Origin of the sequence: Shouchella hunanensis, from assembly GCF_028735875.1 — a bacterium.
GTDB lineage: Bacteria > Bacillota > Bacilli > Bacillales > Bacillaceae_D > Shouchella > Shouchella hunanensis.
This window is the reverse complement of sequence record NZ_CP117834.1, coordinates 2,476,892-2,503,341: the sequence shown is the minus strand read 5'-3', so window position 1 is coordinate 2,503,341 and position 26,450 is coordinate 2,476,892. Positions and strand designations below refer to the sequence as shown.

At 42.1% G+C, this 26,450-nt stretch carries 23 protein-coding genes and 1 pseudogene; 1 reads left to right on the top strand and 23 read right to left on the bottom strand.

The window, feature by feature from the left end; translation table 11 throughout:
• Nucleotides 1-129: 129 nt before the first annotated feature.
• The 7 genes and pseudogenes from PQ477_RS12665 to PQ477_RS12630 all read right to left on the bottom strand — a co-directional run bounded on the left by PQ477_RS12665 (nt 130) and on the right by PQ477_RS12630 (nt 11,448).
• Nucleotides 130-969, bottom strand: a complete 840-nt coding sequence (locus tag PQ477_RS12665) for a YxiH-YxzG fusion protein (RefSeq protein ID WP_274272073.1) — start codon at nt 967-969, stop codon at nt 130-132.
• Between the two features lie 348 nt (nt 970-1,317).
• A pseudogene (locus PQ477_RS20935) lies at nt 1,318-1,763 on the bottom strand (hypothetical protein); the annotation flags it as partial.
• Between the two features lie 79 nt (nt 1,764-1,842).
• Nucleotides 1,843-2,298 carry an SMI1/KNR4 family protein gene (locus PQ477_RS12650; protein ID WP_274272068.1) on the bottom strand — a complete coding sequence of 152 codons (456 nt, stop codon included), beginning with the start codon at nt 2,296-2,298 and terminating at the stop codon, nt 1,843-1,845.
• Nucleotides 2,299-2,309: 11 nt separating this feature from the next.
• Nucleotides 2,310-2,888, bottom strand: coding sequence for an SMI1/KNR4 family protein (locus tag PQ477_RS12645; protein ID WP_349775507.1), 579 nt, complete (start codon nt 2,886-2,888; stop codon nt 2,310-2,312).
• Between the two features lie 9 nt (nt 2,889-2,897).
• Nucleotides 2,898-9,959, bottom strand: coding sequence for a DNRLRE domain-containing protein (locus PQ477_RS12640; protein WP_274272065.1), 7,062 nt, complete (start codon nt 9,957-9,959; stop codon nt 2,898-2,900).
• A gap of 159 nt (nt 9,960-10,118) precedes the next feature.
• Nucleotides 10,119-10,406, bottom strand: a complete 288-nt coding sequence (locus PQ477_RS12635; protein ID WP_274272063.1) for a DUF3006 domain-containing protein — start codon at nt 10,404-10,406, stop codon at nt 10,119-10,121.
• Nucleotides 10,393-11,448: an MBL fold metallo-hydrolase gene (locus PQ477_RS12630; RefSeq protein ID WP_274272062.1), complete on the bottom strand. Its 1,056-nt coding sequence runs from the start codon at nt 11,446-11,448 to the stop codon at nt 10,393-10,395. Before PQ477_RS12630 ends, PQ477_RS12635 begins: the two co-directional genes overlap by 14 nt.
• A 132-nt stretch (nt 11,449-11,580) precedes the next feature.
• On the opposite strand from PQ477_RS12630, the gene PQ477_RS12625 reads away from it, so the two are divergent.
• Nucleotides 11,581-11,793 carry a hypothetical protein gene (locus tag PQ477_RS12625; protein ID WP_035393023.1) on the top strand — a complete coding sequence of 71 codons (213 nt, stop codon included), beginning with the start codon at nt 11,581-11,583 and terminating at the stop codon, nt 11,791-11,793.
• Between the two features lie 38 nt (nt 11,794-11,831).
• Here the strand turns inward: PQ477_RS12625 and PQ477_RS12620 are convergent, their stop codons facing one another.
• The 16 genes from PQ477_RS12620 to paaB form a co-directional block, all read right to left on the bottom strand.
• Nucleotides 11,832-12,245 (bottom strand): PaaI family thioesterase, encoded by a 414-nt coding sequence (locus PQ477_RS12620; protein WP_144558333.1) that lies wholly within the window; start codon nt 12,243-12,245, stop codon nt 11,832-11,834.
• Between the two features lie 27 nt (nt 12,246-12,272).
• Nucleotides 12,273-13,688 (bottom strand): dihydrolipoyl dehydrogenase family protein, encoded by a 1,416-nt coding sequence (locus PQ477_RS12615; protein WP_274272061.1) that lies wholly within the window; start codon nt 13,686-13,688, stop codon nt 12,273-12,275.
• Nucleotides 13,689-14,903, bottom strand: coding sequence for a dihydrolipoamide acetyltransferase family protein (locus PQ477_RS12610; protein ID WP_274272060.1), 1,215 nt, complete (start codon nt 14,901-14,903; stop codon nt 13,689-13,691). It abuts the gene before it with no gap.
• A 16-nt stretch (nt 14,904-14,919) separates the two neighbouring features.
• Entirely contained in the window at nt 14,920-15,921 is a 1,002-nt protein-coding gene (locus PQ477_RS12605; protein WP_035393026.1) for an alpha-ketoacid dehydrogenase subunit beta, read from the bottom strand.
• Complete coding sequence (pdhA, locus tag PQ477_RS12600) at nt 15,921-16,982, bottom strand: pyruvate dehydrogenase (acetyl-transferring) E1 component subunit alpha (RefSeq protein WP_274272059.1); 1,062 nt, start codon at nt 16,980-16,982, stop codon at nt 15,921-15,923. The genes PQ477_RS12605 and pdhA overlap by 1 nt, the downstream gene beginning before the upstream one ends.
• Nucleotides 16,983-18,137 carry a Leu/Phe/Val dehydrogenase gene (locus PQ477_RS12595; RefSeq protein ID WP_144560416.1) on the bottom strand — a complete coding sequence of 385 codons (1,155 nt, stop codon included), beginning with the start codon at nt 18,135-18,137 and terminating at the stop codon, nt 16,983-16,985.
• A 6-nt stretch (nt 18,138-18,143) separates the two neighbouring features.
• Entirely contained in the window at nt 18,144-19,511 is a 1,368-nt protein-coding gene (locus tag PQ477_RS12590; RefSeq protein WP_060704842.1) for a sodium-dependent transporter, read from the bottom strand.
• A 125-nt stretch (nt 19,512-19,636) separates the two neighbouring features.
• Nucleotides 19,637-20,593, bottom strand: coding sequence for an NAD(P)H-dependent flavin oxidoreductase (locus tag PQ477_RS12585; RefSeq protein ID WP_148297215.1), 957 nt, complete (start codon nt 20,591-20,593; stop codon nt 19,637-19,639).
• A gap of 10 nt (nt 20,594-20,603) precedes the next feature.
• Nucleotides 20,604-21,485, bottom strand: coding sequence for a phenylacetic acid degradation operon negative regulatory protein PaaX (paaX, locus tag PQ477_RS12580; RefSeq protein WP_144558330.1), 882 nt, complete (start codon nt 21,483-21,485; stop codon nt 20,604-20,606).
• A 90-nt stretch (nt 21,486-21,575) separates the two neighbouring features.
• Nucleotides 21,576-22,781 (bottom strand): acetyl-CoA C-acyltransferase, encoded by a 1,206-nt coding sequence (locus tag PQ477_RS12575; RefSeq protein ID WP_144558329.1) that lies wholly within the window; start codon nt 22,779-22,781, stop codon nt 21,576-21,578.
• Nucleotides 22,778-23,632 carry a 3-hydroxyacyl-CoA dehydrogenase gene (locus PQ477_RS12570; RefSeq protein WP_274272056.1) on the bottom strand — a complete coding sequence of 285 codons (855 nt, stop codon included), beginning with the start codon at nt 23,630-23,632 and terminating at the stop codon, nt 22,778-22,780. The genes PQ477_RS12575 and PQ477_RS12570 overlap by 4 nt, the downstream gene beginning before the upstream one ends.
• Nucleotides 23,633-23,663: 31 nt before the next feature.
• Entirely contained in the window at nt 23,664-24,440 is a 777-nt protein-coding gene (locus PQ477_RS12565; RefSeq protein WP_432813902.1) for an enoyl-CoA hydratase/isomerase family protein, read from the bottom strand.
• A gap of 2 nt (nt 24,441-24,442) precedes the next feature.
• The gene (locus PQ477_RS12560) at nt 24,443-24,745 is read right to left on the bottom strand and encodes an EthD family reductase (RefSeq protein ID WP_035393030.1); all 303 of its coding nucleotides are present in this window, start codon (nt 24,743-24,745) and stop codon (nt 24,443-24,445) included.
• A gap of 34 nt (nt 24,746-24,779) precedes the next feature.
• Nucleotides 24,780-25,271: a 1,2-phenylacetyl-CoA epoxidase subunit PaaD gene (gene paaD / locus PQ477_RS12555; RefSeq protein ID WP_274272053.1), complete on the bottom strand. Its 492-nt coding sequence runs from the start codon at nt 25,269-25,271 to the stop codon at nt 24,780-24,782.
• A 22-nt stretch (nt 25,272-25,293) separates the two neighbouring features.
• Nucleotides 25,294-26,100, bottom strand: a complete 807-nt coding sequence (gene paaC / locus PQ477_RS12550) for a 1,2-phenylacetyl-CoA epoxidase subunit PaaC (RefSeq protein WP_060704996.1) — start codon at nt 26,098-26,100, stop codon at nt 25,294-25,296.
• Complete coding sequence (gene paaB / locus PQ477_RS12545; protein WP_144558325.1) at nt 26,097-26,447, bottom strand: 1,2-phenylacetyl-CoA epoxidase subunit PaaB; 351 nt, start codon at nt 26,445-26,447, stop codon at nt 26,097-26,099. The genes paaC and paaB overlap by 4 nt, the downstream gene beginning before the upstream one ends.
• Nucleotides 26,448-26,450 lie beyond the last annotated feature (3 nt).

Here is a 26,450-nt window from a genome sequence, read left to right as displayed (position 1 = left end):
TGAAATTGAGAAAATCCTTTCCCTTTGCGACATCGAGACAGTGCGCATAAAGAAGAAAATCTATCGAAAAGAACATCTCCTCATCCACGTAAGCGGCTTAACTAATTGATAACTATTTAATCATTAGCATCATTTCTCAATGTGATATATATTATGATTTGAATACAAGTAGATACCTTTTTCTGAAAAAGTAACTTTCTCCACAGTTCCAATTCTTTTACCTGTGTTATCTACGGGGATGATTTCATGAGCCTCTCCTCTAATACCGGACGGAATACAATATAAATGATTTTTCTCTGTTCCTATCCAAAAACATTCTTCGTATATGCCTAAAGCGTCACATGTCCCTTTCATCTCAACTGTTCCTTCCAACACCCACGCTTTTTTTACTTCATTTGAATCGTAAGCTAATATGTTTAGACCACTATAGTATGCTAGAAAATATTCATTTCCATGTTTTGTGAGTGCATAGCACTCATCTATTGATGGGGAGTCAATTTGGTAAACAAATTTGTTGCCCATCTTATAGATTTGTTTACCGATAAGATTATAACAGTAAATAACACTTCCATCTGGATTCTCATCAGAGTATATTTCTGTATCGCCTACACCAAACCATAAATGATCGTTATCATCAACGTAGTAACATGTGATATCATTGACATCTAAAGTAAAAGCCGAATTTACTTCTCCTTTAGAATTATAGACTCTAACGATCTTTTCTTTACCTGGCTTAGCGAAAACCAAAACGTAAAGACCTTTCTTAGTCATCTGAAAAAAGCGAATTGAATACCCATTAATCTCTTCTTTTTTAATAGAGACCTCTTTTTTTTCATAATGCGTCAAATGATTGATTATTACATATTCATCTTCGTGTTCTACAATATATGATATTAGATTACTGCTAGTAAAATCCATAAAGATTGGGCGTTCATGGATACTTAGTAATTTGTTAAATACCGTTTTCATATTTATTCTCCTAGAATTCAGAGCCCACCTTAAAGAAGGCTCTGCAAAAATTATTTTTAGTATGGAAAGCTCGTAATTACTCTACCTTTGCTTCCCACAACAACTCTTACTCGTTTTGTCTGTCTTCCGTTATCCTTCTTAATGCCTACATTTTTTCTTGAATTTTTTTTCGTAAACTATTGTACCCGGCTTATTACCTGGTCTAGCCTTGCCTCTTGCTAAAGTCGAACGTGACGTATGCTTTGCAGTTCGATTATTTTTAAAAAGACCTTTATCGCTATACTGGCTGTCTCTCCCCTTCATATGCCTCTGTTTTATATGACCCCATGATTGCTTGTTAAAGAAACCTCTCTTCGCAAAACCTAGCGCCGCTTTCGCACCTTTAACATATTTCCCTGGTCCAAATGCTGACGCAACTGCACCGCCAACACCTCTCCAGCCCTTACCTGCTTTATACGCTTTGTATCCGTCATATGCCGCAAATCCTGCGTTTACTGCAAGCCACACCCAATGCCCATCCAGATCAACTAGCATCACCGGATTATTATTCGCATACGTATAGCCGTTTTGCGTAATGATGTCCCTACCGCTTTTTGAATGCGGCGTCCGTCTTCATCGTACGTGTACGTGACGAATGGTTTCGTTTCGCCTTTTTTCGTGACAGCGGTAATTTGATCGGCTGCATCCCACGTGTAGCTGTACGTGCCGTCTGTTAGTCGGTTGCCGTTCTTATCGTACGTAAACGACTCGTTGCCCATGCTTGTTAGCTGATTATAGACATTATAGCTTGCGGATTGTACTTAAAAACCACTCTTATTAGCAAAAGCCCGCATTTTTATGCGGGCACGTTCTATAAACGACATTTTATAGCGTTTAAAAAAACAGTTTAACTTCGTCTTCGTCAAGGTACGTTTTTAAGAAACCTTCTATGCCTTTCCATCTCTTCTTCACTTTATTTGTCTCATGAGACCAATGGTATACGAACTCATTATCAACGTGAAGGAAATACATATCTCCAAATGATTCCATTGCTAGAATTATCAGATGCTTATTCTTTGTTACTTCTGCATACATGGTCTTTATGACAGGCTCGATGTAGAGATCTTTTTCTGGGTTATACGCTTTATGTTCATCGTATAATTCTGCTAGTATGAGACCATCCAAATCTCCACCGTTACCTGTCAAGAGAAGTTCTTTATACGTTTCTGGTAAAGAGAGTTTATGACATTCTTCCCAAGCATGGATTTGTTCGATTGTTGCTCCTTCATTTAACTCGTAGTTTTCATTACCTACAATTCGATCTAGTTGCTTTGTCAACTTTTTATTCATACGACTCATCCTTATGAAAAATCAATAAACATACGATTTTCATAATGTTCCTTTCCTACTTTGAAAACCTGCTCTAACAAAGCATCCAAGTTATTAAATTCACGGATTTTTCTTAAGCTGCCCTCTTTAAATTCAATTACTTTTTCCTCTTTATCAAATGCGAACACGGTTCCATTTATAAAAGATTCCCCAAAGAAGTAATAGTCTTTCAAACGTGTTGGGCCTTTTTTTTCAAGAGAAATTAATCGAACCAACTCATTTAAATACCTCGGCTCATGTGTTTCTTCATGGTAAGATAGATTCTTATAATTTCTTTCAAGACCAGCGATATGAATAAGGTCAAACAGGTAAGCACCATTCGTTTGCTTTAGAAAGTTTTTATAATCTAAAGGCATCTCACCTTGATAACTGCTGACACTAGTTTCTAAGGTATTCAATTCTTCTATGGATAAACCCAAACTAGCCGTTGAGTGCCATCCCAAATCGTCTTCTTTCTCCCCAAATAGAATGGCTTCCGTTCTCAACTTCTTTTTATCCTCATTATAAATTGAATGTAAACACTCTATAATTTGTTTTTTACTTTCCTTCATCAATTCTTATTACCTCCTCATAAGTTTTCCAGTAGTCTTTTTCCACCATCTCCCATTATGATGCAACCTATAATGTTCTTTTCTACTAACAAATCGTATATTATTTGGGTTACCAGCAAGTTTTGGGTGATGTTTCACATTCCTAATATGATGCCCAATCATTCCTTTGGCCTTGCCCTTGTTAACAATCTCAGCCTTCCTTTTATTTGACCAGTTTCTTGTTCCTTTTCCCGTTCTTATAATCATATCTCTCTCTTGCTTCCAAGCATTCCGAACTGCCGACCTTCTTTGTGTTGCTATTTTTGCACTAGAATAGAGTTTCTTTGCTGCTTTAAATTTACTGCCGCCAATAAATCCCCATGCAGCTGCACCAGCAACACCCTTCCAACCCTTTCCAGCTTTGTATGCTCTATATCCATCAATTGCTGCCCATCCAGCATTAACTGCCAACCAAGCGATATGCCCGTCCGGATCAACTAACATCACCGGATTATTATTCGCATACGTATAGCCATTCTGCGTAATGATGTCGTCTTCATCGCCTGGATCTGGGTCTAGGGATAAGAACACGCCGTGCTTTGGCTCGTAGTAGCGGGCCATGAGGTAGTACATGCCGGTTTCGTGATCGTACTGGTAGCCAGCATAGCGGTACGTGTTGTCTTTGACCGCTGCGGTTTCGTCAACTTTTAATGGGTTGCCCCACGCATCGTATTCATACGTTGCGAGTCGGTTGCCGTCTTTGTCACTGATGCCAATGACATCGCCATGAGCGTTGTAGTGGTAGTAGTATTTGACGCTTCCTTTTTTCATCGCGACGAGTTGACCTGCGTCGGAGTACGTGTACGACTTTGTGACGGCGTTTGAACCGTTCGTTTCATAAAGGACGTTGAGACTATCACCGTCGTAATGGTAGTTCGTAATGGTGGAGCCAACCGCTTTTTGGATTCGGCGTCCGTCTTCATCGTACGTGTACGTGACGAATGGTTTGGTTTCGCCTTTTTTCGTGACAGCGGTCATTTGATCGGCTGCATCCCACGTGTAGCTGTACGTACCGTCTGTTAGTCGGTTGCCGTTCTTATCGTACGTAAACGATTCGTTGCCCATGCTTGTCAGCTGATTATAGACATTGTAGCTTGCTTTTGTTTCTGATGTTTGCCCATTTTTTGTTGTTTTGACTGAGGTTCGGTTGCCGAAGCCGTCATAAGTGAATTCGTTTTTCGTGCCGTCGCGTAACGTTTCGCTCATGAGCTGGTCAAGAGCGCCGTACGTATACGAAATCGCCTTACCGCTACCATCTTTAATGGAGGTACGGTTTCCATTCGCGTCGTACGTCATGAATTCCTCTAAAAATGGTGCGCCCACTTCTGATCCGACTGTCAGAGCGGTAACGAGGCCGCGTGGGTCATATGTGAAGCTTGCGCCTGTTCGGTTTCCAGATGAGAACGTTTTGACGTTGCCTTTTTCATCGTAATCAAAATGGTACGTCGCGTCCCCATCTTTCATGCGAATGTTTTGTTCTTTTTTGTTGTACTCATACGTGTTCGTTTGTTTGAATGTTCCGTGGGTGAACACGAATGTATTTAGTTTATCGGATGTCTCTGAGTAATTCCATTCTTGCTTTCCTGTTCGTTCGGCAAGCGTAACCATGCGGTCTTTTTTATCGAACGTGCGGACTTTCGTTCCGTTTGCTTTTTCGTCTTTCACCGTTAGCTCGTTGCCGTTTTTATCGTACGTAAAGCGGTAGGCGATTTGACCGTTGTAGCTTTTCGTCGCCATTCGATCTGTGCCATCGTACGTTAATTCGGTTGTGTGCCCGTTCGGTGTTGTTGTTTTAATGAGATTGCTGTTGGCATCATATTGGTTCGTTACGACATCGTTAAACGGTCCAACGGTTTTCATCAGCTTGCCAGCTGTGTCGTACTCGTATTTAAAGACTTGTGCTTGTCCTGATGATGGCGCAATCGACTTTGTCAGCATATTGCCGTTTTTATCATGGGTGTACGAAATGCTTGTGCCATTTTCAAGCTTTAGCTGCTTTAATTGATTGGCTAGATCATAAGTGAATGTTTTCTTTTTACCAAGGGCGTCGGTGGATTCTGTTTCGTTTCCGTACGTGTCAAATACACTTGATGTTGTGAAACCTAATTCATCTTCTACTTTCGTGACATAGTTTCCTTGATTGTCAAACGTTTGTTTCTTAATGACATTGCCTTCAAGCAAACGCATGTCGTCAAACCAAGCCGTTCCACTACCTTGAATAAAGAAAGAAACATCTACTTTTGTGATTGGCTTACTCTTCGTTAGTTTTAATGCCGTTCGATTCCAGTCGTTCGTTCCTTCTGGGAACGTCGCTGGGCCAAAGTCTGCAGTCGTGCCGTCTGTATAAAATACTTTTGCTTTTAAGCCGTAGTTCGTTGACTTTACATTGTCTGCTTTTGATAAACCTGTGAACGTTAAATCCATTGCTTGTTCACTGGCTGCTTGGTTTAACGTAACCGTTTGTTTGTATTCACTGACTGCTTGTCCTGCTGTTTTAACAATTTTAACGGACTTCTTGTCATCAAATCCAGCGCTGTCAACTGAGCCACCAGAACCGCTCCAGCTTGTTAAATTGTTTAGAAAACTTGAGTTTTGAATCGGGTTGTAGCTTGATGATACTTCTGCTCGTTCTAGCTGTACTTGGTCAAACCATGCGCTTCCACTTGCTGTTGGTTTTACTTTTTCTAGCTCTAAATAAACGCGAAGTTTTGCCGTATTTGCTGGCGTTACGAATGAAAGCTGACGCTCTGCCCAGTTTTGTTTACCGACAAGGTGACTGTGACGGTTATCAATCCATTTAATTCGTTTGCCGCTGGCATCTAGCGCTTCTACATTTAGAAATGCACGCGCGTTTACTGTATCCGTTTTAATTAGTGAGCTTAATGTGTAGGAAACGTCTGGTAAGGCATCAACGACTTGAGTTGCTGCTTGATACACATGCTCGGTCACATCGGATTGCATCGTCATTTTCAACGAATTCGGACCTGCCAGCTTTCCAGCAGACTGCTTTTCAACTACATACGTACCGTTTGACTGTTTATCAATACGTGTCCAGCTCGTCGTACCGTCTTCAAAGCGACTGTTTGCTAGAAGATTGGCTGCCGTTGCGAGTTCATGGCTTTCTTCGGTTAGGTTTCCGTTTTTCGCATACTTAGACGCCGATGCGGTTTTCCCACTTTGATCGGTTTCCGATACAGCATCAAGACCGTCATACGCAATCGTTACTTCGTCACCTTCTGTATCAATCATTGATGTGACGTCATGGTTGTCGTTATACGTATACGTTTCTGTTCCGTAATCATCAACGGCTTTAATCACATTGCCATCTTTATCATACTGGAAGGATTCCGTTGGCTTACCTGATCCAATATCATTCGGGTCGGTTGTTTCTGTTAAATTATTTCCAACGTACTTGTAATTCGTTGTTAGCTTTAAGCTGTCCACATCTTCCACATACTGAATTGGGTTCCCAGCTGCGTTGTACGTGTAGGATAGTTTACGATTGTTTGGCTGCGTAAAAAGAAGCGTCCGTTTCGTTAAATCGTAAGCAAGTTTGAATGATTCGTTTCTCGGGTTAATCGCTTCTTTCAGCATATCACCGTTATAAAGGAAACGATTGACTACTGGTTTTGCATCGGTGTGGGTTGGTTCGTACACCGCTAGTAATTTACCATCTGCTGCATACTCATACTTCGTAACAGCACCATCAAAATCAGTATAGCTTACGAGTTTCCCATTTTCATAGTTGTATAAAAGTTTACGAGAGCCTGGTGCTTGTACTTCTTTTACTGTGCCATCAGCGTTGTAAACGAAGGTAACGGTTCGACCTGAAGCATCTTTCATCGTCTCTAAACGATTGTTTTTATACGTGTAGGTCGTCGTGTTATCATGCCCATCAACAAGTTTTTCAAGCTTACCTGTCGTTTTTGAGAAGTGGGCTTTTGTTTGGTCTTTCGTCGTCAAAATCAACGCGTTGTTTTTATCTTCTAGCTCAAGGTATACGCCTGTTGGTGGCTTGTACGTGCCGTCGCTTTGTTTTGTAAAAATGTGTAGCGTACTGTCATCATCAACGAATAGCGCTTGGTTACCAGAAAGCTTCAGTGTCATTTCACTATCAGCATGCCAACCGTAACCGAACATGCCTGTTGTCGGTGCTAGACTGTTGTACGTTCGTGAAAACCCTAATCCCGGTCCACGACCACCAATAGAAAGGTCTTCTTCCGAAACGATCAAGTTTCCTGTTGCGGCGTTCACTTTTCCATATGGAACAGAAAGAATCGACCAATAATCTTCTTCACCAAAAAATTCCGTCGGCTGTCCAATAGATGGTTTGAATTCAGGTGATTGAATCGTTTCGCCATGCTTGTTGTAAGCGGTTATTTTGAAAAAGTAGTTCTTTGCTGTTGTGTTACCGCCTGCGTTCTTGTAAACAGGTGACGGATCAATTGCAAGTTCTGATCCTTTCCCATTCGTGTATAAGGTTGATTTCCCAGCGGCAATGTCTGCGGCAGTTGGCCAGATCCCTTTTCCTTGGGTCGTCCATTGGGTGTCGTCCCCTGCATCGAAGCTCGTGAACGATTTACCATTTGACATCCACACTTTATAGCCTGTCGCATTCTCGACTTCTTCCCAATCCAGCATAATGTAGCCTGTGTTTTCCACTTTAATATTCGTGTAGGCCACACCATTTGGTGCTTTTGGTTTTTCTAAATCAGGAATATACGGTAAGGCGCTTGCCGAGCGGACCGTCTCACCATGAGCATTGTATGCTTGAATCTTAAAATTAAAGTCTTTTGCGTTTGGATAATTCCCACCTGAGTTTTTGTATACAGGTGATGGATCAACTGGTAGCTCTGCTCCAGCATTATCCGTTAAATGGAGAGCAAACTTGCCTGCTTTAATTTCTGCTGCTGTTGGCCAAATTTTCTTTCCTTTTGTAGTGTAGGAAGTCACATTTCCAACATCGACCATCTCATGCTTAGTGCCATTGTAAAGATAAAGCTTATAGCCTGTTGCACCACTTATGGCTGGCCACGTTAAATCAATGTAGCCTGTACCGTTTCCGTTACTATAGCTTTTTGAGGCTGGTTTATCTGGTTTCTTTAAGTTTGGAATGTTCGGCTTATGTGCGTCTGACATAGCACTTTCACCTTGTCCGTAAATTGCGCTGACTCGAAACCAGTAATTTTTACTCGTTGGATAACTCCCGCCAGAGTTCTTGTAGACAGGCGAAGGGTCCACTGCAAGCTCTGCCCCTTTTCCGTTTGTATAAAGCGCAAATTTCCCTGCCGCAATGTCTGATGCTGTTGGCCAAATTTTCTTTCCTTCGGTTGACCAGCTTGCTACATCGCCAACGTTAAAGGCTTGATAATCCTTTCCGTTGTACACCCATACTTTGTAGCCTGTTGCACCCGGCATCTTCTTCCAGCTTAGGTTCACATGGCCTGCACCATCCCCAGTTGTATAGGTTTTAGACGTTGGTGCTGCTGGTGCTGGAATGGTGTATGTGATACTGATATGCGGTTTATTTGTTGAATTTGTAGTCGATACGACTTTTTTCCAAAATTCTTTTCCGTTCCCATTTGTGTGTAGCTTAAAGCCATAGTTAGCTTTTGACCCGTTCAACCAGGCTTTTACCGTGTTTGTTACGTCAAAACTAGCTCTTTTGTTTCGACCAACATCTACTTTCGCAATATTTGTAGAGCCAGGCTTATTGTTCCAATTCAGTGTGCTCGGTGTCCAATCACTATTAACGGTATCTAACCACAAGCCGTTTGGATTGTCGCCGTAGTAATGGTGAATAACATGAGCGTTAAATGTCGCTTTTGTTACAGTCATATTCTTAACAGCATTAATGTTTTGCTTTAAGTAGCCATACGTTGTTCCTGTCGTGTTATCGTATTTCCCGACTTTTAAAACGTGGGCATTCTGAGAGGAATCCCACTTACTACTCGTTGAACTATAGTTCGTTGTCGGATAGGCGCTCATGACAAACGCATCTGAGCTCACGTTCACAGAGGTTGTTGGATCAATATAAACAGGATAAACACGAGCTTCGTCTGTTAACCAGTCACGATCCGCTTCCACTGTTAGCTCATAGCCATCTTCCATTTCTTCTAGCGTATAACGCACATCCTGTGATTCAGCGGTTTCTCCTTTTGCATCATCGTACTGTGAATCTGCCATATAGGGTTTTGGCAGTTCAAACGTCGCTTCCCCTTCTGTCGTAGAAAAAGTGATTGAACCATCTTCATTTTCTTGTGCCACTAGTTCGGTTTTAATATGATACGTAAATGTATGAAGGCCATTATAGGCATGTAATACAAGATCTTCTTTCGTACTTTGATCAAATGTAAAATGTCTTAAATCAATATTAGAAAAGATATTTTGGTAGGTAATTTCATTTTCATTAAAAGAGGCATGTTGGTTTTCAACTGGAATCACTTCTCCATCTTCATCCGTTGCCGAAAGAAGCGAAAACGTAATGGTGTTATTATTTTGGGTGTATGTGGCATACTCTCCATCTTCCATGATAGGTTTGAAGCTTGAGGCGAGGTTTGTGTTCTCCGTCGTAATTTCGTCAGACGAAACCTTCTCTAGCTCACTTGATATGTCTTGCCATTCCTCTGTTGCATCATCAAGCGTATGAATAGGTTCAAAATACACCTCTTGGGTATAAGAGCCATCCTCATTCAAGAAAAGTTTCGTATTCTCTGTACGATCATCAACTAGCTCTTCTTGTGACCCAGGGTCATCATTATCTTCCAATTCAGAATTTTTATCACTTTCACCCTCGACGAACTCAAAGTCTGGTTCAACATCTTCATAAAGAAGGTGATCGTCTCCATCTTCTTCTTCGTCATTCGTTTCTTCTACTACTTCTTCTCGTTCGTCTTCATGATTCTCCATCTCTTGTTGCTCTGGTTGGTCTTGTCCACCAACCTGTTCTGCAACTGCTTGTAATGGCATGCCACCAACCACAATAAGCAGGGTAAGCAACCAAATAAAAAGCTTTTGTACCTTTCGCCTCATCTTCAAACCCACTTTCTCTCAATTTTTGTAACAAATTGGTTACATTTGTAACATTTTTATAATATGTGTTCTTCTCCTTTTTGACAAGCACATTTGTTCGACAAAATGTTGCCTATACACAACAAAGCATCAAAGGCTTATTCCTTTGAGGCTCATGCATTAGTGCTTTCTCTTTCGTTTGCTATTTTTAGACGACTGTTCTCTTACTTGATTTAATTTTTCTCGAATGGTTTGTTGTTTCTTTTTTTGTTGAGTATGGTCAACAGTAGCATTTAAAACATGTGCGTGGGATTTATCTAAAGTGAGCGAAAGCCAAGTGCCTTCTTTTGCATCAGTTGGTAAATCCTGTTGTCTCATTTCAAATTGTTTTTGTAAGGAGTCAACGAGAATGACGGCGATACCATTCGTCACGCGATCGACAACACCATGATACTTACTGTCTGACACAAGCAATTCCTTCTTCCTTAATGGTCTTTAGTCTTGCTTCACCAATTCCATCTACATCTGTTAATTCATCAAGGGCTGCAAACGGTCTAAGGTCTACTATTTGTTGTGCCCGACTTGGTCCAATTTCCGCAATTTGCTCTAGCTCTTTTACACTTGCCCTGTTGATATTGACACAATCTGCCTCTTCTCGTTCACTTTGTATATCTACAGTAGTTCCGTCTGTAGAAACAATAATGGTTCCGACTTCATCCGTACCATAAATCGTTGCACCTGTTCCTCGCACTACTTCAAGAGCTTCTTCTCCTGGGTGGTCATAGGCGTTGTCAACACCTGCAGAGTAAATCGCATAGGAAGGTTGAACAGCCTCTATAAACGGCTCTGATGACGATGTATTTGACCCATGATGCGGCATGCTTAAGACCGTTGCCTGTAAATGTTGACCTCGATCGAGCATGTCTTCTTCCCCTTGTAGCTCTACATCACCTGTAAACAAAAAAGACACCTCTCCATATGTCACTTTCATCACAATGGATCCGTTGTTTAAATCGCCATTAAGGGTTTCAGGGTGAAGTACATCAATGGTAACATCACCTATTTCAACTTGCTCACCGGCTCTTGGCTCGTGGTAATCCACCTCATGTTCTAGCACTGCATCTAATGTCCGTTCAAATACAAGGGTATCTGTTTCATCTCCAGACATCCAAGCCTCCAACACAGTGAATTCATTGATGACGTCTGCCATTTGACCGATATGATCAGCGTGGGGGTGAGTGCCTACCACTAGATCTAGCTCTTCGATGCCCTGTTCATGTAAGTACTCAACGGTAGTCTGGTCATTCCAGTCTCCTGTATCAATCAGCATGTTGAATGCTTGTTTATCCTGTTCCCATGTAATGAGAGTGGCTTCTGCTTGACCTACGTCTATGTAATGTACAGCCAAAATTGGCGCATCCGCTGCGAGTGATGTAGATGGCGTATCAGCTCCTGCACAAGCCGTTACTAGTAAGAGGCATACTATAGGGAACATCCATTTTTGAGTCATGTTTCCTCCGTTTTTATCCTTTTTTATTTACTCCAAGTGTATCAATCACCATTTAAATAGACCACCCTCTTTTGACACTTTCTCCTCTTCTTGATACCATATCTCTTGGTAACAGAAAGTAGGTGGTCATCCTTGAAATTGATTGACTATGTGTTTCGTGCGTTCCTTCTTGTCATCGGCGTTATTGCCGTTTTGTATAATGATTCCACATTAATTAGTTTCTTCATTGCTAGCATCGTGGCCTATTTCTTATTTTTGTTTTTTAAAGAACCGAAAGGAAACATGCGCGTAATCTACTTAATCATCGGTGGTGCAGTTGCATTGTTTTATTTCATTTTCTATTAAAAAAGAGTCGCGACAAGCACGACTCTTTTTTAATAGACTTAATCGTTTACTTCATGTACCAAAACAGATGAAACAGCGCTTGCAACCAGTTTATCGTTTTGATATAAATCAGCCGTCACATAACTCATCGTTCGTCCAAATTTTTCAACGACTGCTTTTACTTCAATTTCTCCAGGAAGAGCCGGGCGGTGAAAAGCAACATTAAGAGTAACAGAAGCAAACAGTTGCTTATCGTTCATTAAGGAAGAGATTGCATACGCCATTGCTACATCAGCAGCTGATGAAACAAACCCACCCATCACGACACCATGTCCATTAAGCATGTGTTCCGTTGGCCGCCAAATGGCATGAGCCATCCCATCATGCGCTTCTACCATTTTAACTCCGGTATAGGTGTCACACGGTGGCGGTTCTTTTTTAAAATGAATGACATCCATTAAAGGGTTTGACATAAACAATCCTCCGTTTATAAAGCGTTTTCATTTTTGCGTTTGCTTGGTTACGCGTGGCTTATGAATCGCAGTGTGTTGTAAGTCTTCAGCTGCTTCCATTAGTACTTCTCCTACACATGGGTGTGGATACATCGGAAAAATGAGGTCTTCGTCTCGCATGCCTAGTTCCATTCCTATTGTAGCACTAACAATTAGTTCTGTAGCACCAGTGCCAACCATCTGTACACCAATAATATCGTCTCTTTCCTTGTCTTTCAAAATGGTTATAATGCCGTCCTGCGCATGGGACAGCAAGCTAAATCCATTACTTCGGAATGACGCTGTACCTACAATTGTATCGATGCCACTTTTCTTTGCTTGTTCTTGTGTTAATCCTACCATAGCTAGAGGAGGTTGGGTACGGTAAACCGTAGGCAATATAGTCGGGTCCCACCTTGAGGCATGGCCAGCTAACAATTCAGCAACTACTTTTCCTTGTTGAATCGCTGCTGTCGCAAGGAAGGATTCTTTGTTTACATCGCCAATGGCGTAAACGTTGTTTTTAGTTGTTTTCAATTCTGATGTTACAGTTATGTAGCCATCCTGATCGGTTTCGATCCCGACCCGTTTTAGTGAGAGGGCTCCTGTCTGTCCTTTCCAATTTGGTGAAACATACCCGAGTGCGGCTTGCACTTCTTCTCGTTTCTCAGCCCGACTATATACCACCGCCACGCTGGCATCTTTTAGTTGAACAGATTCAAAGTCGATGTCTTGTTTTATTTTCATACCAGCTTTCTTTGCTGAACGAAACCATTCTTTTTCAATCACCTTTTCAATAGGAGGCGCACCATCTAGCAGCAGCGTCACCTCTACTCCCAAGGATTGATAAGCAAACGCTGCTTCTATTTCGTATCCTTGGTGACCAACGATAACGAGTGATGGTGGAAGCTTCTCTAATTGAAACAGAGAATAGGGGGTGAGCAAGCGCTCATTTTCTTCTGTTACTGATACATAGTATTGACCTGTTGCAAGGATAACGTGCTGAAACGAATAAATCTCGTACTGATGTCCATTTGTGACGCTGATACGTTCCGCAGATAGAAAACTCGCTTCGCCAACAACGTATTCAATTTTATTTCCCTTACATAGTTGCACAATTCCTTGCTTTAACTGCTCAACGACGTTTGTTTGATACCTGCGAAGGACGTCCCATTTAAAGGGCTCTCGTTGTTCAGGAATACCAAGCTTGCAGCCTTTTACTGTCTGTTGCCACCGTTCTGCCGCTTCTGTGACGACTTTCGAAGGCATGCAGCCCTCATGTAAACAAATACCACCGAGCTCGTTTTTCTCTACAAGGGTGACATCTAAACCAAGCTGTGCTGCCCGGATAGCCGCTTGATACCCCCCTGGCCCACCGCCAATAACGATTAACTGACGTTCTTGTACAAACTCTCCGACAACCATTTACATCAACTCCAGTATAAGACGCTTTGGTTCTTCTAGCAATTCAACCCATCGATTCGTGAAAGCAACAGCCTGTGCTCCGTCTGCAATCCGGTGGTCAAACGACATTGACATGGTCATAACGTCACCAATAGCAAGTTGATCGTCCTTCGTCACAATGGGTCTACGCTTTGTCTTATGAATCGCAAGCAATGCCGTTTGTGGTGCGTTGATGATCGGCGTCGCTCCTGTGCTTCCAAGTGGTCCAACGTTACTGACCGTGAATGTGCCTCCACGAAGATCATCGCCTTTTAATTCATTATCCTGCGCTTTACGCGTCAATTCTTTCATTTCTCGATCAATGGTTAAAATGGATTTGCGATCGGCCTGTTTTAAGACTGGTACGATTAAACCATCTGGAGCATTTGTAGCAAGGCCAATATTATAGAAATCCTGAATCCGTATAACACCATTTTTTTCGTCTAAAACGGAGTTAAAAAGCGGATGTTCTTTTAATGTAATGACAAGTGCTTTTATAAAATACGCACCTAAAGAAAACGGCATCCCCACTTCTTTACACGCCGTTCTCCATTCAAGTAAGCTGGTTACGTTCGCTTCTTCAAAATGGGTGACGTGCGGAATTGTGTAAACCGATTCAGTCATCTTAGTGGCAATTTGCTTTCGTCTTCCTTCATAAGGAATCGTGCGTACCGATGATGGTTTTGACCCTGTGAAATAGGAACTTGATCGTAATTCTGGTGAAGGCTTCTTCGATTGTTGTTCAGGTTTTTTCTTAAATCCTAATACAGCATATACATCTTGATCGATCACGCGCCCCTTTTCACCTGTTCCTACGACATCTTCAATGTTCACCTGGTTTTCCCGGGCAATTTTTCTCGTGTAAGGAGAAGCTAATACGCGTCGTTGTGAACGAACTGCTTCACTCCGGTAATTCTTGACCGTCGATTTTTCTTGACGTTGCTCTAGCTCCTCTTTGTCTCTTATTTCCTCTATCATTAGAATCGACGTACCGACCATAACGGTTTCACCTTGTTCGATTAAAATTTCTTTCACGATACCAGCTTTAGGAGCGGAAAGTTCAGCTGAAACTTTATCCGTTTGCACTTCTACTAGCGGTTGATCCATTTTTACAACGTCGCCCACTTTAACAAAAAACGTAAGAATTTCCCCTTCTGTCATTCCTTCACCTATATCATGGAGCTTCACTTCAATCATCGCTGCATCTCCTTTCTTAAAACTGAACCGTTTTATGAATGGCTTCCACTACCCTCGAAACGCTCGGAATATAATGATCCTCTAAAGACCCAATAGGAACAGGTACGTCAAATCCTGTAACTCGCTCTATAGGAGAGCGCATTGACAGAAAGGAGGTATCGTTTATTACACTTACAAGGTCATTCCCTAACCCTCCTGTTGCGTGAGCCTCATGAACAACAACTGCACGGCCTGTTTTCTGAACCGACTCTGCAATCGTGTCCTTGTCTAGCGGGAAGAGTGTGCGTAGATCAATGACATCACAGGCTATCCCTTCTTCAGCAACTGCTGCAGCTGCTTTTTTCACTACAGCAACCATGGCTCCCCATGCAAGTAACGTGACATCCTTCCCTTCACTAAGTTTAGTTGCTTTTCCAATGTCGGTTTCATAATGATTCAAAGCCACGTCTTCTTTTTCACCTCGATATAATCGAAGAGGTTCCATCATTAAAACTGGATCTGGGTCTCTTAAAGCTGCAAGCAACAATCCTTTTGCTTCTGTTGGTGTTGATGGACAGACGACTTTTATTCCTGGCATATGAGTGAACAATGCTTCCATTGAATCCGAATGGATCTCGGGAGCACGAATACCGGCGCCATAAGGAGCACGAATGACCATTGGTACAGTGTAATGACTGAGAGAACGCATGCGAATTCGGGATACATGTGTCATGATTTGCTCATAAGCCGGATAGACAAACCCCATAAACTGTATTTCCACGATTGGTTTTGATCCTGATACAGCTAGACCAACAGCCGTCCCTACAATCCCTGCTTCACTTAGAGGCGTATCAATGACGCGCTCCTCACCAAATTGTGCTTGTAACCCATCTGTTGCACGGAAAACACCTCCATTGCGGCCGATGTCTTCTCCAAGTAACAGAACCGTTTCGTCCTGTTCAAGAGCAACTCTTAATGCATCATTCACCGCCTGCACCATCGTCATCGACCGTGTCTGTTGCGCTTTCGTCGCTTCCATCAACTGCTCACCCCTTTTACATGCTTTAAATAGCGTTCCTTCTGTTCTGTAATGGGCCAAACTGGAGTTGCAAACACATGGTCAAATACATTATTGATATCGGGTTTTGCGAACGCCTCCATCTTATCAACTGCGTCATTAATTTCTTCTTTCAGCTCTTTCTCGATATGACTAGCCCATTGTTCATCCCAAATGCGCTCTCGTTTCATATAAAGTGCAAGCCTTGTTAAGGGGTCTGTTGTTACTCTTCGCTCATCACTTATCGATTGATCCCGGTATTTACTTGGGTCATCTGCCGTTGTATGGGCTCCATACCGCCACGTCAACGCTTCAATTAACGTTGGTCCTTCCCCTGCTCTAGCTCGCTCTGCCGCTTTTTTAACTGTCTGATAAACAGCGACGCAATCATTTCCATCAACACGTACACCAGGTATCCCATAAGCATCAGCTTTCTGGGCAATAGTCTCTGAGTTCATTTGCTTTTCAATTGGAACTGAAATTGCATACCCATTATTTTGGCAAAAGAAGAGTGTTGGTGTTTTGAAAACGCTTCCAAAATTAAGCCCTTCATGAAAATCGCCTTCTGATGTGGCACCGTCTCCAAAATACGCAATTGAAATAGCCTGAGATCCTTTTCGTTTTTCTGTCATCCCTGCGCCAACGGCATGAGGAATTTGCGTTGCAATTGGAACTGCAGGTGGAAAAATTCGTTTCCCTTCAGGAGGAACACAGCCTTCTGTTCGTCCATTCCAGTATAAAAATGTTCGAACCATATCGGCGCCAAACGTCAAGGTCGCTCCATGATCACGGTACGTTGGAAATAGCCAATCGTGATCTTTTAAGGCGAGAGCGCTTCCAACTTGAGCCGCTTCCTGTCCTTCAAATAAAGCATAGGTGCCTAATCTTCCTTGCCGCTGTAAGGTGACTGCCTTTTTATCGAAGGTCCGAACCCGTAGCATATGACGGTAAAACGACTTTATTAAAGTACCCTCTATCTTCTCTTCTTGACTTACCCATTTTCCATCTTGATCAACTGACTGGACGAGTGGAAATCGATTCATTTAAAACATCCCTTTCTCTTGACGAATAGCCCACTTTGGACGTAAATGTCCTGTAAAGAAATGATTTCGCTTTGATCGGCACACGATTCTTTGTTTAATGAATTGTTCAGCTGCTGTTTCTGACGATAGTTGCTTTTCTTTTGCCGTCGTTAACAAATCAACCAATGTATGAAAAATGGCATGTGTTTTGACTTGAACTCGTTTCTTATTACTACCATACAATTCATCAGCCACTTGAATAAGACCACCACCGTTAACAATATAATCAGGTGCATAAAGAATACCTCTTTGATTGAGCATATCTGCATGTCGTACATCCATTAACTGATTATTGGCAGAACCGGCAATTGCAAGAACATTAAATCGAGGAATGGTTTGATCATTAATAATACCTCCTCGTGCGCATGGAACGAACACATCCGCTTTGACATCAAAGATGGCATCACCAGTGACAATATCAACACGTTGTCCGAGGGTCTTGCCAACCGCTTGTATGTCTAAACACGCTTCCGGCTGTAAATTTGAGACGTACAAATTAGCACCTGCTCGCAATAATGCGATTGCGACTTTATAGCCTACTTTCCCTAACCCTTGTATAGCATACGTTTTACCTGTTAAATCTTGATGCCCAACTAACACATGATTAACCGCCTTTAAACTATTCATTACGCCTTCTGCTGTCGGTACGGAAGAATCACCGCTCCCACCAAATTCTTCAGGCACACCAACGATACAGCGGGTTTCTTTCATCGCATGAACAAAATCCTCCATTGTTGTTCCCATGTCTGTCCCCGTGTAAAATCGACCATTTAGGGATTCAACAAATTGCCCAAACGCTCGAAATAATTCTGGTGATTTATCACTAGCAGGGTCGCCGATGATTACTGCTTTCCCACCACCAAAATCTACATCGGCAGCTGCACATTTCTTCGTCATACCTCTAGATAAACGCAGCACATCTTCTAATGCTTCTTCAGTCGTTCGATAAGGATACATTCGGCACCCGCCTAGGGCGGGGCCGAGAGTTGTATCATGAATGGCAATAATTGCTTTTAATCCACTTTCCTTATCGTTGCAAAAAACAACCTGTTCGTGTTCAGACATTTCATGAAAGATATCCCATTGCATTCGTGCTTGATCTCTAGTTAATTCCATCATGATTCATCCTTTCATTACGTCAATTAACCAATCAAAAATGCCTAAAGCATGTAGAAACACTAGCACAATCGCAAATGGTACAACGATTCGAATAAACAGTAGCCACGCAGCAAATAATCTACGACCGGCTCCATTCCCAGCGCTAAACTCTGCATAGAGTACTTCTTTTTTCATACGTAACGGAATAAAGATCGCAATTAATAATGCTCCTACTGGTAATAGAATGTTGCTCACTAGAAAATCTACCGCATCAAAAAAGATTTGGCCGAAGATCGTGAATTCAGACCAGATGCCATACGATAAAGCAGATGGTATGCCAACAATAAAGATCGCAAGACCAATGATCCAAGCAGACTTTTTACGCTTATTTACATCACCTCTTGTTTGTGCTGCCACGATAATTTCAAGCATGGAGAATGCAGAAGTAAGGGCAGCGAATAAAAACAAGATAAGAAAAATAAGGAGAAAGCCCATTCCAAAAGGCATCTGGCTAAATACAGTTGGCAAGACGGCAAAGATTAGTGCTGGACCTTCATCAGGACTTAGACCGAAAGAAAATACAGCTGGAAAAATGGCTAACCCTGCAAGAAGTGCAACGATAAAGTTCATAATAACAATTGCACTGGCGGACTGTATTAAATTCTCTTCTTTCGATAAGTAGGAGCTATACGTGACCATTACTGAAATCCCTAGGCTTAAGGCAAAGAATGACTGCCCCATTGCGAATAACACACCATCACTCGTTAATTGACTAAAATCAGGAATAAGTAGGAACTCAATTCCTTCCATTGCACCGTCTAACGTCACGGAGCGAACGACTATTACAAGGAATAAAATAAATAATGCCGGCATCATAATCACACTTGCTTTTTCAATTCCAGCTTGAACACCTTTCGCTACAACAATAATGACGAATAGCATAAAGAACAAATGACCGACAATTACAAGAAATGGGTCTGCTATGGTTTGATTTAAAATGGCGCCGTATGCTTCGCCGTCTAACCCTGCTAACTCACCAGTTATTACTTTCCATATATAAATGACAATCCAGCCACCTACTACACTATAGAAGGACAGCAATAAAAACGCTGTAATCATACCAAGGTTTCCTAGACGATGCCACGCAGTTCCTGGTGCTATCGTTTTGTATGAATCAACGGCATTCTTTTGTGTACTACGTCCGATGACAAATTCACCAATGAGTAACGGTAACCCCACGAGTAATGTAAACAAGATAAAAATGAGGAAAAAAGCGCCTCCCCCATTACTTCCTGCAACGTACGGAAATTTCCAAATCGCTCCTAACCCAATTGCTGATCCTGCAGCGGCTAAGATAAAGCCGTATTTTGAGGACCATTGTTGTTTTTCCATAGTTAAGCTCCCTTCTTATCTAACAAGAGTTATTAAAAACTTTTCTCTTGTCATTAAGCCTACCATTATGGCTGTAAAAAGAGCAACAAGCATTCCATTCCACAAATCGGCGCACTTCTACCTTTTTAATTAACGCTAAATGCGTCAAACCATGACTGTTTCACTCTCATTGTCTCTTGTGCTTCTTTCATTACTTGATGGAGCAAGTCTTGAACACTCGGTAGATCATTAATAATCCCTGCAATTTGGCCCCCGTTCATAAAGCCTCTATCGTCATCACCCTCCATTGCACCAATTCGATGGATCTCTTCAGAAGTCCATTGTTTATAATGATGTAAGCTGAGCCTTGATTCATTCTGTAATAGTCGTTCTGCGTACGAGCCTTTTAAAATTCGCCTTACCTGACCATGAGAGCGTCCAACGATAACCGTCGCATCATCGGCAGCCAGTAAAAGCTTTTCTTTATATTTAGTGCTATAAGGTGCCTCTTTTGTTGCAATAAAACGAGTGCCCATTTGTATACCTGCAGCTCCGAGCATGACGACAGCTGCTAAGCCTCGACCATCTGCAATGCCTCCTGCCGCCACAACAGGAATACCTACACGTTCGCAAATCAAAGGAACTAATGTAAGCGTTGTCATTTCTGTCGAAGCATTAATTCCTGCTGCCTCAAATCCCTCTACAACGAGAATATCTGCGCCTGCTGCCTCTGCTTTTATAGCTTGTTTTAAAGAGGCAACAACACAGAGTACGATAATGCCGTGACGTTTTAAGACAGGGATATACGCTTTAGGGTTACCAGCTGATAATGACACGATCGGAATTCTTTCATCTATTGCTAATGCCAACAATTGCTCTTTTTCTTCATTCATTGAGAGTGGAATATTTAAAGAAAAGGGCATTGCGGTTCGTCGCTTTGTTTCCTTAATTTTTTCACGAACGGTATCGGCGCTGTCTGTTCCACAACCAATTGTACCTAAACCACCTGCCTCAGATATTGAAGCGGCGAGAATGGGGTCACTACTATTCCCCATTCCCCCTTGAATAATGGGATACTGAATGTTCAACCGTTCTGTAATCATTGACAGCCTCCTACTCTTTAGCAATGAATGGATGACTACTTGCATCATAGCTTGATTCTTTAGAAGTTAAATCATTGTCTACTTCAAAGATGGACTCAAAGAAACGACTTGCAGGTTTCGCTAGTAAGCGGTAGTATTGCCCAAATAATTGTTTCGCTTCTCTTCCACTCCAACTAGCTGGCAATAGTTCCCGTGGAAGGCCTGGGTCAATAAATAAAAATTTTCGGTATTCATGCACGAGATTCGTGCGCACGACGAAGCAATCTGCATCTGTCAGCCTTTGTTCTTGCATCGCTTGTCGGTGCTCAAGATAAGAGGGTAAGTACTGTTCAATAAACGTTTGATACTTCTCTTCAATCTCAGAAAGCGGCCAGCTCTTTGCTACTAAATTCTCGTTTTCTTCACTCTTATAAACGGCTTCAAAGAAATCAACATACTCACGAATATCATATTTGTCGATCATCGTTTGGACACGCTCTTCTAATGGATTTGGCGAGATCCAGCACGACGCTGAAAAACTGCCAAAGCCACTCCATAAGAGTTCTTTTCGTAGCTCATCACGTAATTGGCGTTGTTCCTCTGGAATTTTATAGAGCAACATACGCCATTTTCCATCCCATGTGTGATCTTCAAATTTAAATATACGATGACCTGCTTCATCCATTCGATCGATGCCTCTCGAAGTTAATGAATAGTAACTTTTCGCACCTCGTCTTTCTGAGAGAAGCCATCCTTGTTTCACCATGCGGGAAACCGCCACACGAACGGCCTGTTCATTATGGCCAAATTCCTTCAACAACTGAATTAAACTACCAATCCACACTTTACTTCCATAGTGGCGTATGTAATCACCAAAGACTGTAAAAATCATTGATTGTGTATTTGCACCCATGCACTTCACTCTTTCTAACCGTTTTAAAACCGATTCTTTTTCCTATTGTATCGCTTATGGAAACGTTAGAAAAGTGAATCTTTTCTCCTGCTATCCCTCCATTCGTTCAAATACGGCAGCGATCCCTTGACCAACTCCGACGCACATGGTGGCGAGACCATACTGGACATTTGAACGTTTCATTTCATGTACCAATGTCGTCACCAATCTAGCACCGCTTGCACCAAGTGGATGTCCAAGTGCAATCGCTCCACCGTTTACGTTCACTTTATTAGGGTCTAGTTGTAATTCATTGATGCAGGCTAGTGTTTGAGCAGCAAACGCCTCATTTAATTCAGTTAATCCGATATCTTCCATCTTCAAACCAGCACGAACAAGCGCTTTTTTTGTTGCTGTAATGGGGCCAATACCCATTACGGCTGGCTCTACCCCAGCAACACCACCACTACGGTAACGAGCGATAGGCGTAAGTTTTAAAGCTCTTGCCTTTTCCGCAGACATTAGTAAAACCGCACTTGCCCCATCATTGATGCCTGAAGCATTTCCAGCTGTTACAGTTCCATTTGGAAAGAGTGGCTTTAATTGCTGTAATGTTTGAATGGTTGTACGGGCACGCGGATGTTCATCTTCTTTCACTGTAATCAGCTGTCCTTTATGATTTTTAGAACAAACAGGAATCTGTTCATCGGCGAATCGATTGCTAGTTAGTGCTCTTTGAGCTCGCTCCTGACTCATCAAAGCAAATTCATCTTGTCTTTCCCGGGAAATCTTATAGCGCTCTGCAACAGTTTCAGCTGTTTTTGGCATTGAATCGGTGCCATAAGTTTCATCCAATAAACGGTTTGTAAACCGCCAGCCGATGGTAGTATCAAGCAATTCCATTGGTCCTCTCGGAAAGTCAACTTCCGGTTTTGCCATGACATACGGTGCCCTAGTCATGCTTTCGGTTCCTCCTGCAATAAAGACATCTCCATCACCGATAGCAATACACCTAGCTGCATACAAAATGGCGTCCAAACCAGACCCGCAAAGGCGATTAATCGTTGTTCCAGCCACTTCTTCTGGCAGTCCAGCCAGAAGAGTAGACATTCTGGCTACATTCCGATTATCCTCACCAGCGCCATTCGCGTTACCCATAACCACTTCTTCAATTGTACTTGGGTCAAGAGAAGAATTTCGTTCAATGAGTGCTTTTATCACAATAGCTCCTAAGTCATCTGGACGGACATTTTTTAACGATCCTTTATAACGTCCAATCGGTGTGCGCACAGCATCAACAATGACTACTTCTTTCATGTCGTCACCGTATAATTATAGACACCCTTTCCTGTTTTTCGTCCAAGCCTCCCCGCCTGCACATACTGTTCTAGTAGTGGTGCCGGCCGGTATTTCTCTCCTAGTTTCTCATGTAAATAGCGTAAGTTATTTAAACGCGTATCAAGCCCAACAAGGTCACCTAATTCAAATGGTCCCATCGGAAAATTTAAACCAAGCTTTATTGCTTTATCAATTTCTTCAGGTGTACCCAGTCCTTCTTGCAGCATACAAAATGCCTCATTACCGATAAGCGCACTCATTCGACTTGTAACAAAGCCCGGAAACTCATTCATGATAACAGTCTCCTTGCCTAATTTTTCCGCTATCGCTTTTATACGAGCTACTGTATCATCACTTGTTTCTAAGCCACGAACAATTTCAACAAGCTTCATTTGGTGAACTGGGTTAAAAAAATGCATCGCAATTGTTTTTTCTGGTCGATTTCCATAAGACCCCATTTCCGTTGGACTTATTGTTGATGTATTGGATGCAAATAAACAAGCTTTTGGAGCATAACGTTCTAGTTGTTCAAAGACTTGTTTCTTCAGCTCTCTTTTCTCAGGTACGGCTTCTATTACTAAGTCTACAGATGTTACCGCCTCTTCGACTGATGTTGTAAATGTGAACCTATGTTGAAGTTGCTTTTGTTCGTGCTCCATTATTTTGCCACGTGCAATCCCCTTTTGGATAAGTTCTCTTATGGCAGTTTCTGCTTGATAGAGGCTAGCTGCGTTCGTATCAACAAGGTTCGTGTCAAAACCTGCCTTTGCGGCTACATATGCAATGCCACGACCCATTATGCCAGCTCCTATAACGGCAATGGATTCCACTAGTTCGACGCTCCTTCCTCCGTAACATAGGCTAGTTTCCTTTAAAGATAGGCTTTCGCTCTTCTAAAAAAGCGCTCATCCCTTCTTCTTGGTCATATGAATCAAACAATAAGTAGAAATTCTTACGTTCAAACTGCATCCCCTCATAGATAGACGCGTGTTGAGCAACTTCTACCGCTTCTTTAATTAGGCGAAGGGAAAGAACCGGCTGCTTTGCAATCGTATGAGCGAAGCGAAAAGCTTCTTCTTCAAGCTGTTCTGATTGAACAACCTTGTTTATCACGCGATGTTGTAGTGCCTCCTGCGCCGTTATTCGATCTCCTGTTAATAACCATTCTAACGCTTTCGTCTTCCCAACAAGCTTAGTGAGCCGCTGCGTTCCTCCAGCTCCTGGCATAACTCCAAGCTGAACTTCTGGAAAGGAAAACATTGTCTGTTCTTCTGCAATGACTAAATCACAACTTAAAACCAATTCAAAGCCACCACCTAGCACGAGCCCTTGCACCGCACATACAATTGGCTTTTTGACCAATCCCAATCGATCCCAATCAGCAAACTGATTCGCTACCTCCATTTTCATTGGGGTTTGGTCTGCCATTTCTTCAATATCCGCTCCAGCACAAAATGCTTTTCCTTTCCCGGTCAGAAGAACGACCCGAACGGTATCATCGTGGTCAAAAGCTTCCATAGCCATAACAATCTCTTTTACCATCTCTCGATTAAGGGCATTTAATCGCTCTGGACGATGTAATTCAATCCAACCAATTCCGTCCTTTACTTCATGGCGAATATAGGTAAAAGACGGCAACATTATTGTTCCTCACTAATCATTAATGTGACAAGGTTTCCAGCAAAAGACATTAAATCTTTTCCAGATGCCTTCCCTTCATCAGAGCCCATTCCTTTTTTTAAATCATCCATACTGTTGTAAGTCATCTCGCACATTAGATAATAAGGAGACTCTTTTCCCATCGGGGTACCCGTAAATGTAGTGACCTTCATTTCTGTTAAACCAGGAATCTTTTCTGTTAAAGGGGCATGCACATTAAAATAGTGATCATCAAATGCTCGTTTATCTTCAGGTTGCTTGTATAATGCTACTAATTTTGCCATCTTTATCTCTCTCCTTTATGTTTACAACATGTTCTTACAATGTTGATACTGGCTTCATCGCTTCAAACGGGTTTTTACATGATTTACAATAGACGATACTTCGACAAGCTGTCGGCCCAAATAAATTTTCGATTGTGACATAGGTGGACATGCAATAAGGGCAATCAATATGCCATGTACCATCAGCTTCAAGAAACAGTGGTGGTGGGGCAATTCCAAATGCCCTCAACCCTTCATGCCCTTTTTGCGTAATCCGATCAGACGTCCACGGTGGGGTGTGAACAAATCGAACCATAACCGACAAGATACCAGGTAATGATAGGAGGGCGAGCTCAATCTCCTTTTGTATAATAGGCAATGCCGGGCAACCTAAGAAAGTTGGTAACACTTCAATCTCAATCGTTGTGACGGATATGTCGATTCGTTCGACCATGCCTAAATCGATAATACTGACGGTATCAATCTCTGGATCTTTTACTCTTTGCAGCTGTTCGAGTACCGTGTTCTTTTCGATTATCGCTGTCATCTAGCCCCTCCTCCTTTGACTGTTACCAAGTGGCAACTGGATCCGTTTGATACACTTCTGAAAATGTGGCTATAGCAAGATGTAAATCTTCCGTATGCTGCCCATTCCGACCGTTTTGTTTCAATTCATACTCTAGAATCGTCTCGTCAAAACCAAGAGAGGTTACGATTGGATTCATCATTGATAACCATATCTGTTCCAACTGTTTTGCAGAAGCACTGTATCCTTTCTTTTCGATTTCAACAGTCCAGTCACCGTAGTGAATAAGATCACCGAAATCTTGCATTACCTTCTTTATCGCCAGTGTCATTCTCGTTTTTGCTTCATCTGTTGATTGCGAAAGCTGAATGAACCATGTGCGCCAATGCAGCAGGTGATAGTGAAGCTCCATGTTCACTTTTTTCGCAACATCAACAAGAGGACCGTACGTACTTAGTTGAAGGGCATCCATTTTCAATTTTTTAGCAAGAGTATAAAAGTAATTACGGACGACGGTGTACGCCCAGTCGAATGTCGGTGTACCCATATAAGAGCCTTCTCCATTTACCCGTTCCAGCAATATACTGTTTTTTCTTTCATTTGCCTCTCTGCCGTGTGCTAGAACATTTGCTTCCGAAAGCCCTAATGTTCCTGCTAATTCGTAAAACATAACTGCGTGACCCATACTGTTCTGACTAATGGAAGCAGATGCGACATCTTCTTCAATATGAGGTGCAAGCCCTAACCACTCCGCTCCTCTAAATGCGTAAATAAAATCATCGTCACCTAGCTGAAGAAGGAGCTCCGTTAGTGCTTCTCTTTCCACATCACTGAGTTCATGCTCGCTCATTCCTTTTTTCCTCCTTGCCAAGACAGTATTTCTTTTTCATCCAAAACCTGTTGCTCATATTGATGCCATTTCTTTTTTAAATAGCCGTAGCCCTTTGTGTTCCGATAATCTTTGTTATCCAGTCGTTGAAGGCTGGCTTTTTCTTCTTCTGAGAGCCCGTAAATATGCATTCTTTCAATAATCCAAATATCTGAAACAGGCTCTCTTCTCATAAAGTTCTCCTGCGCCATCACGAGTGCCAATTCTTTTGTTGGCGCAGTCAGGCTGAACTGATGGGTAAAAGGGGACGTTTCGCTTCGTTTGCTAAACACTTCAAACTCCTTGTAAAACCCTTTTTCGTCACTCATGAA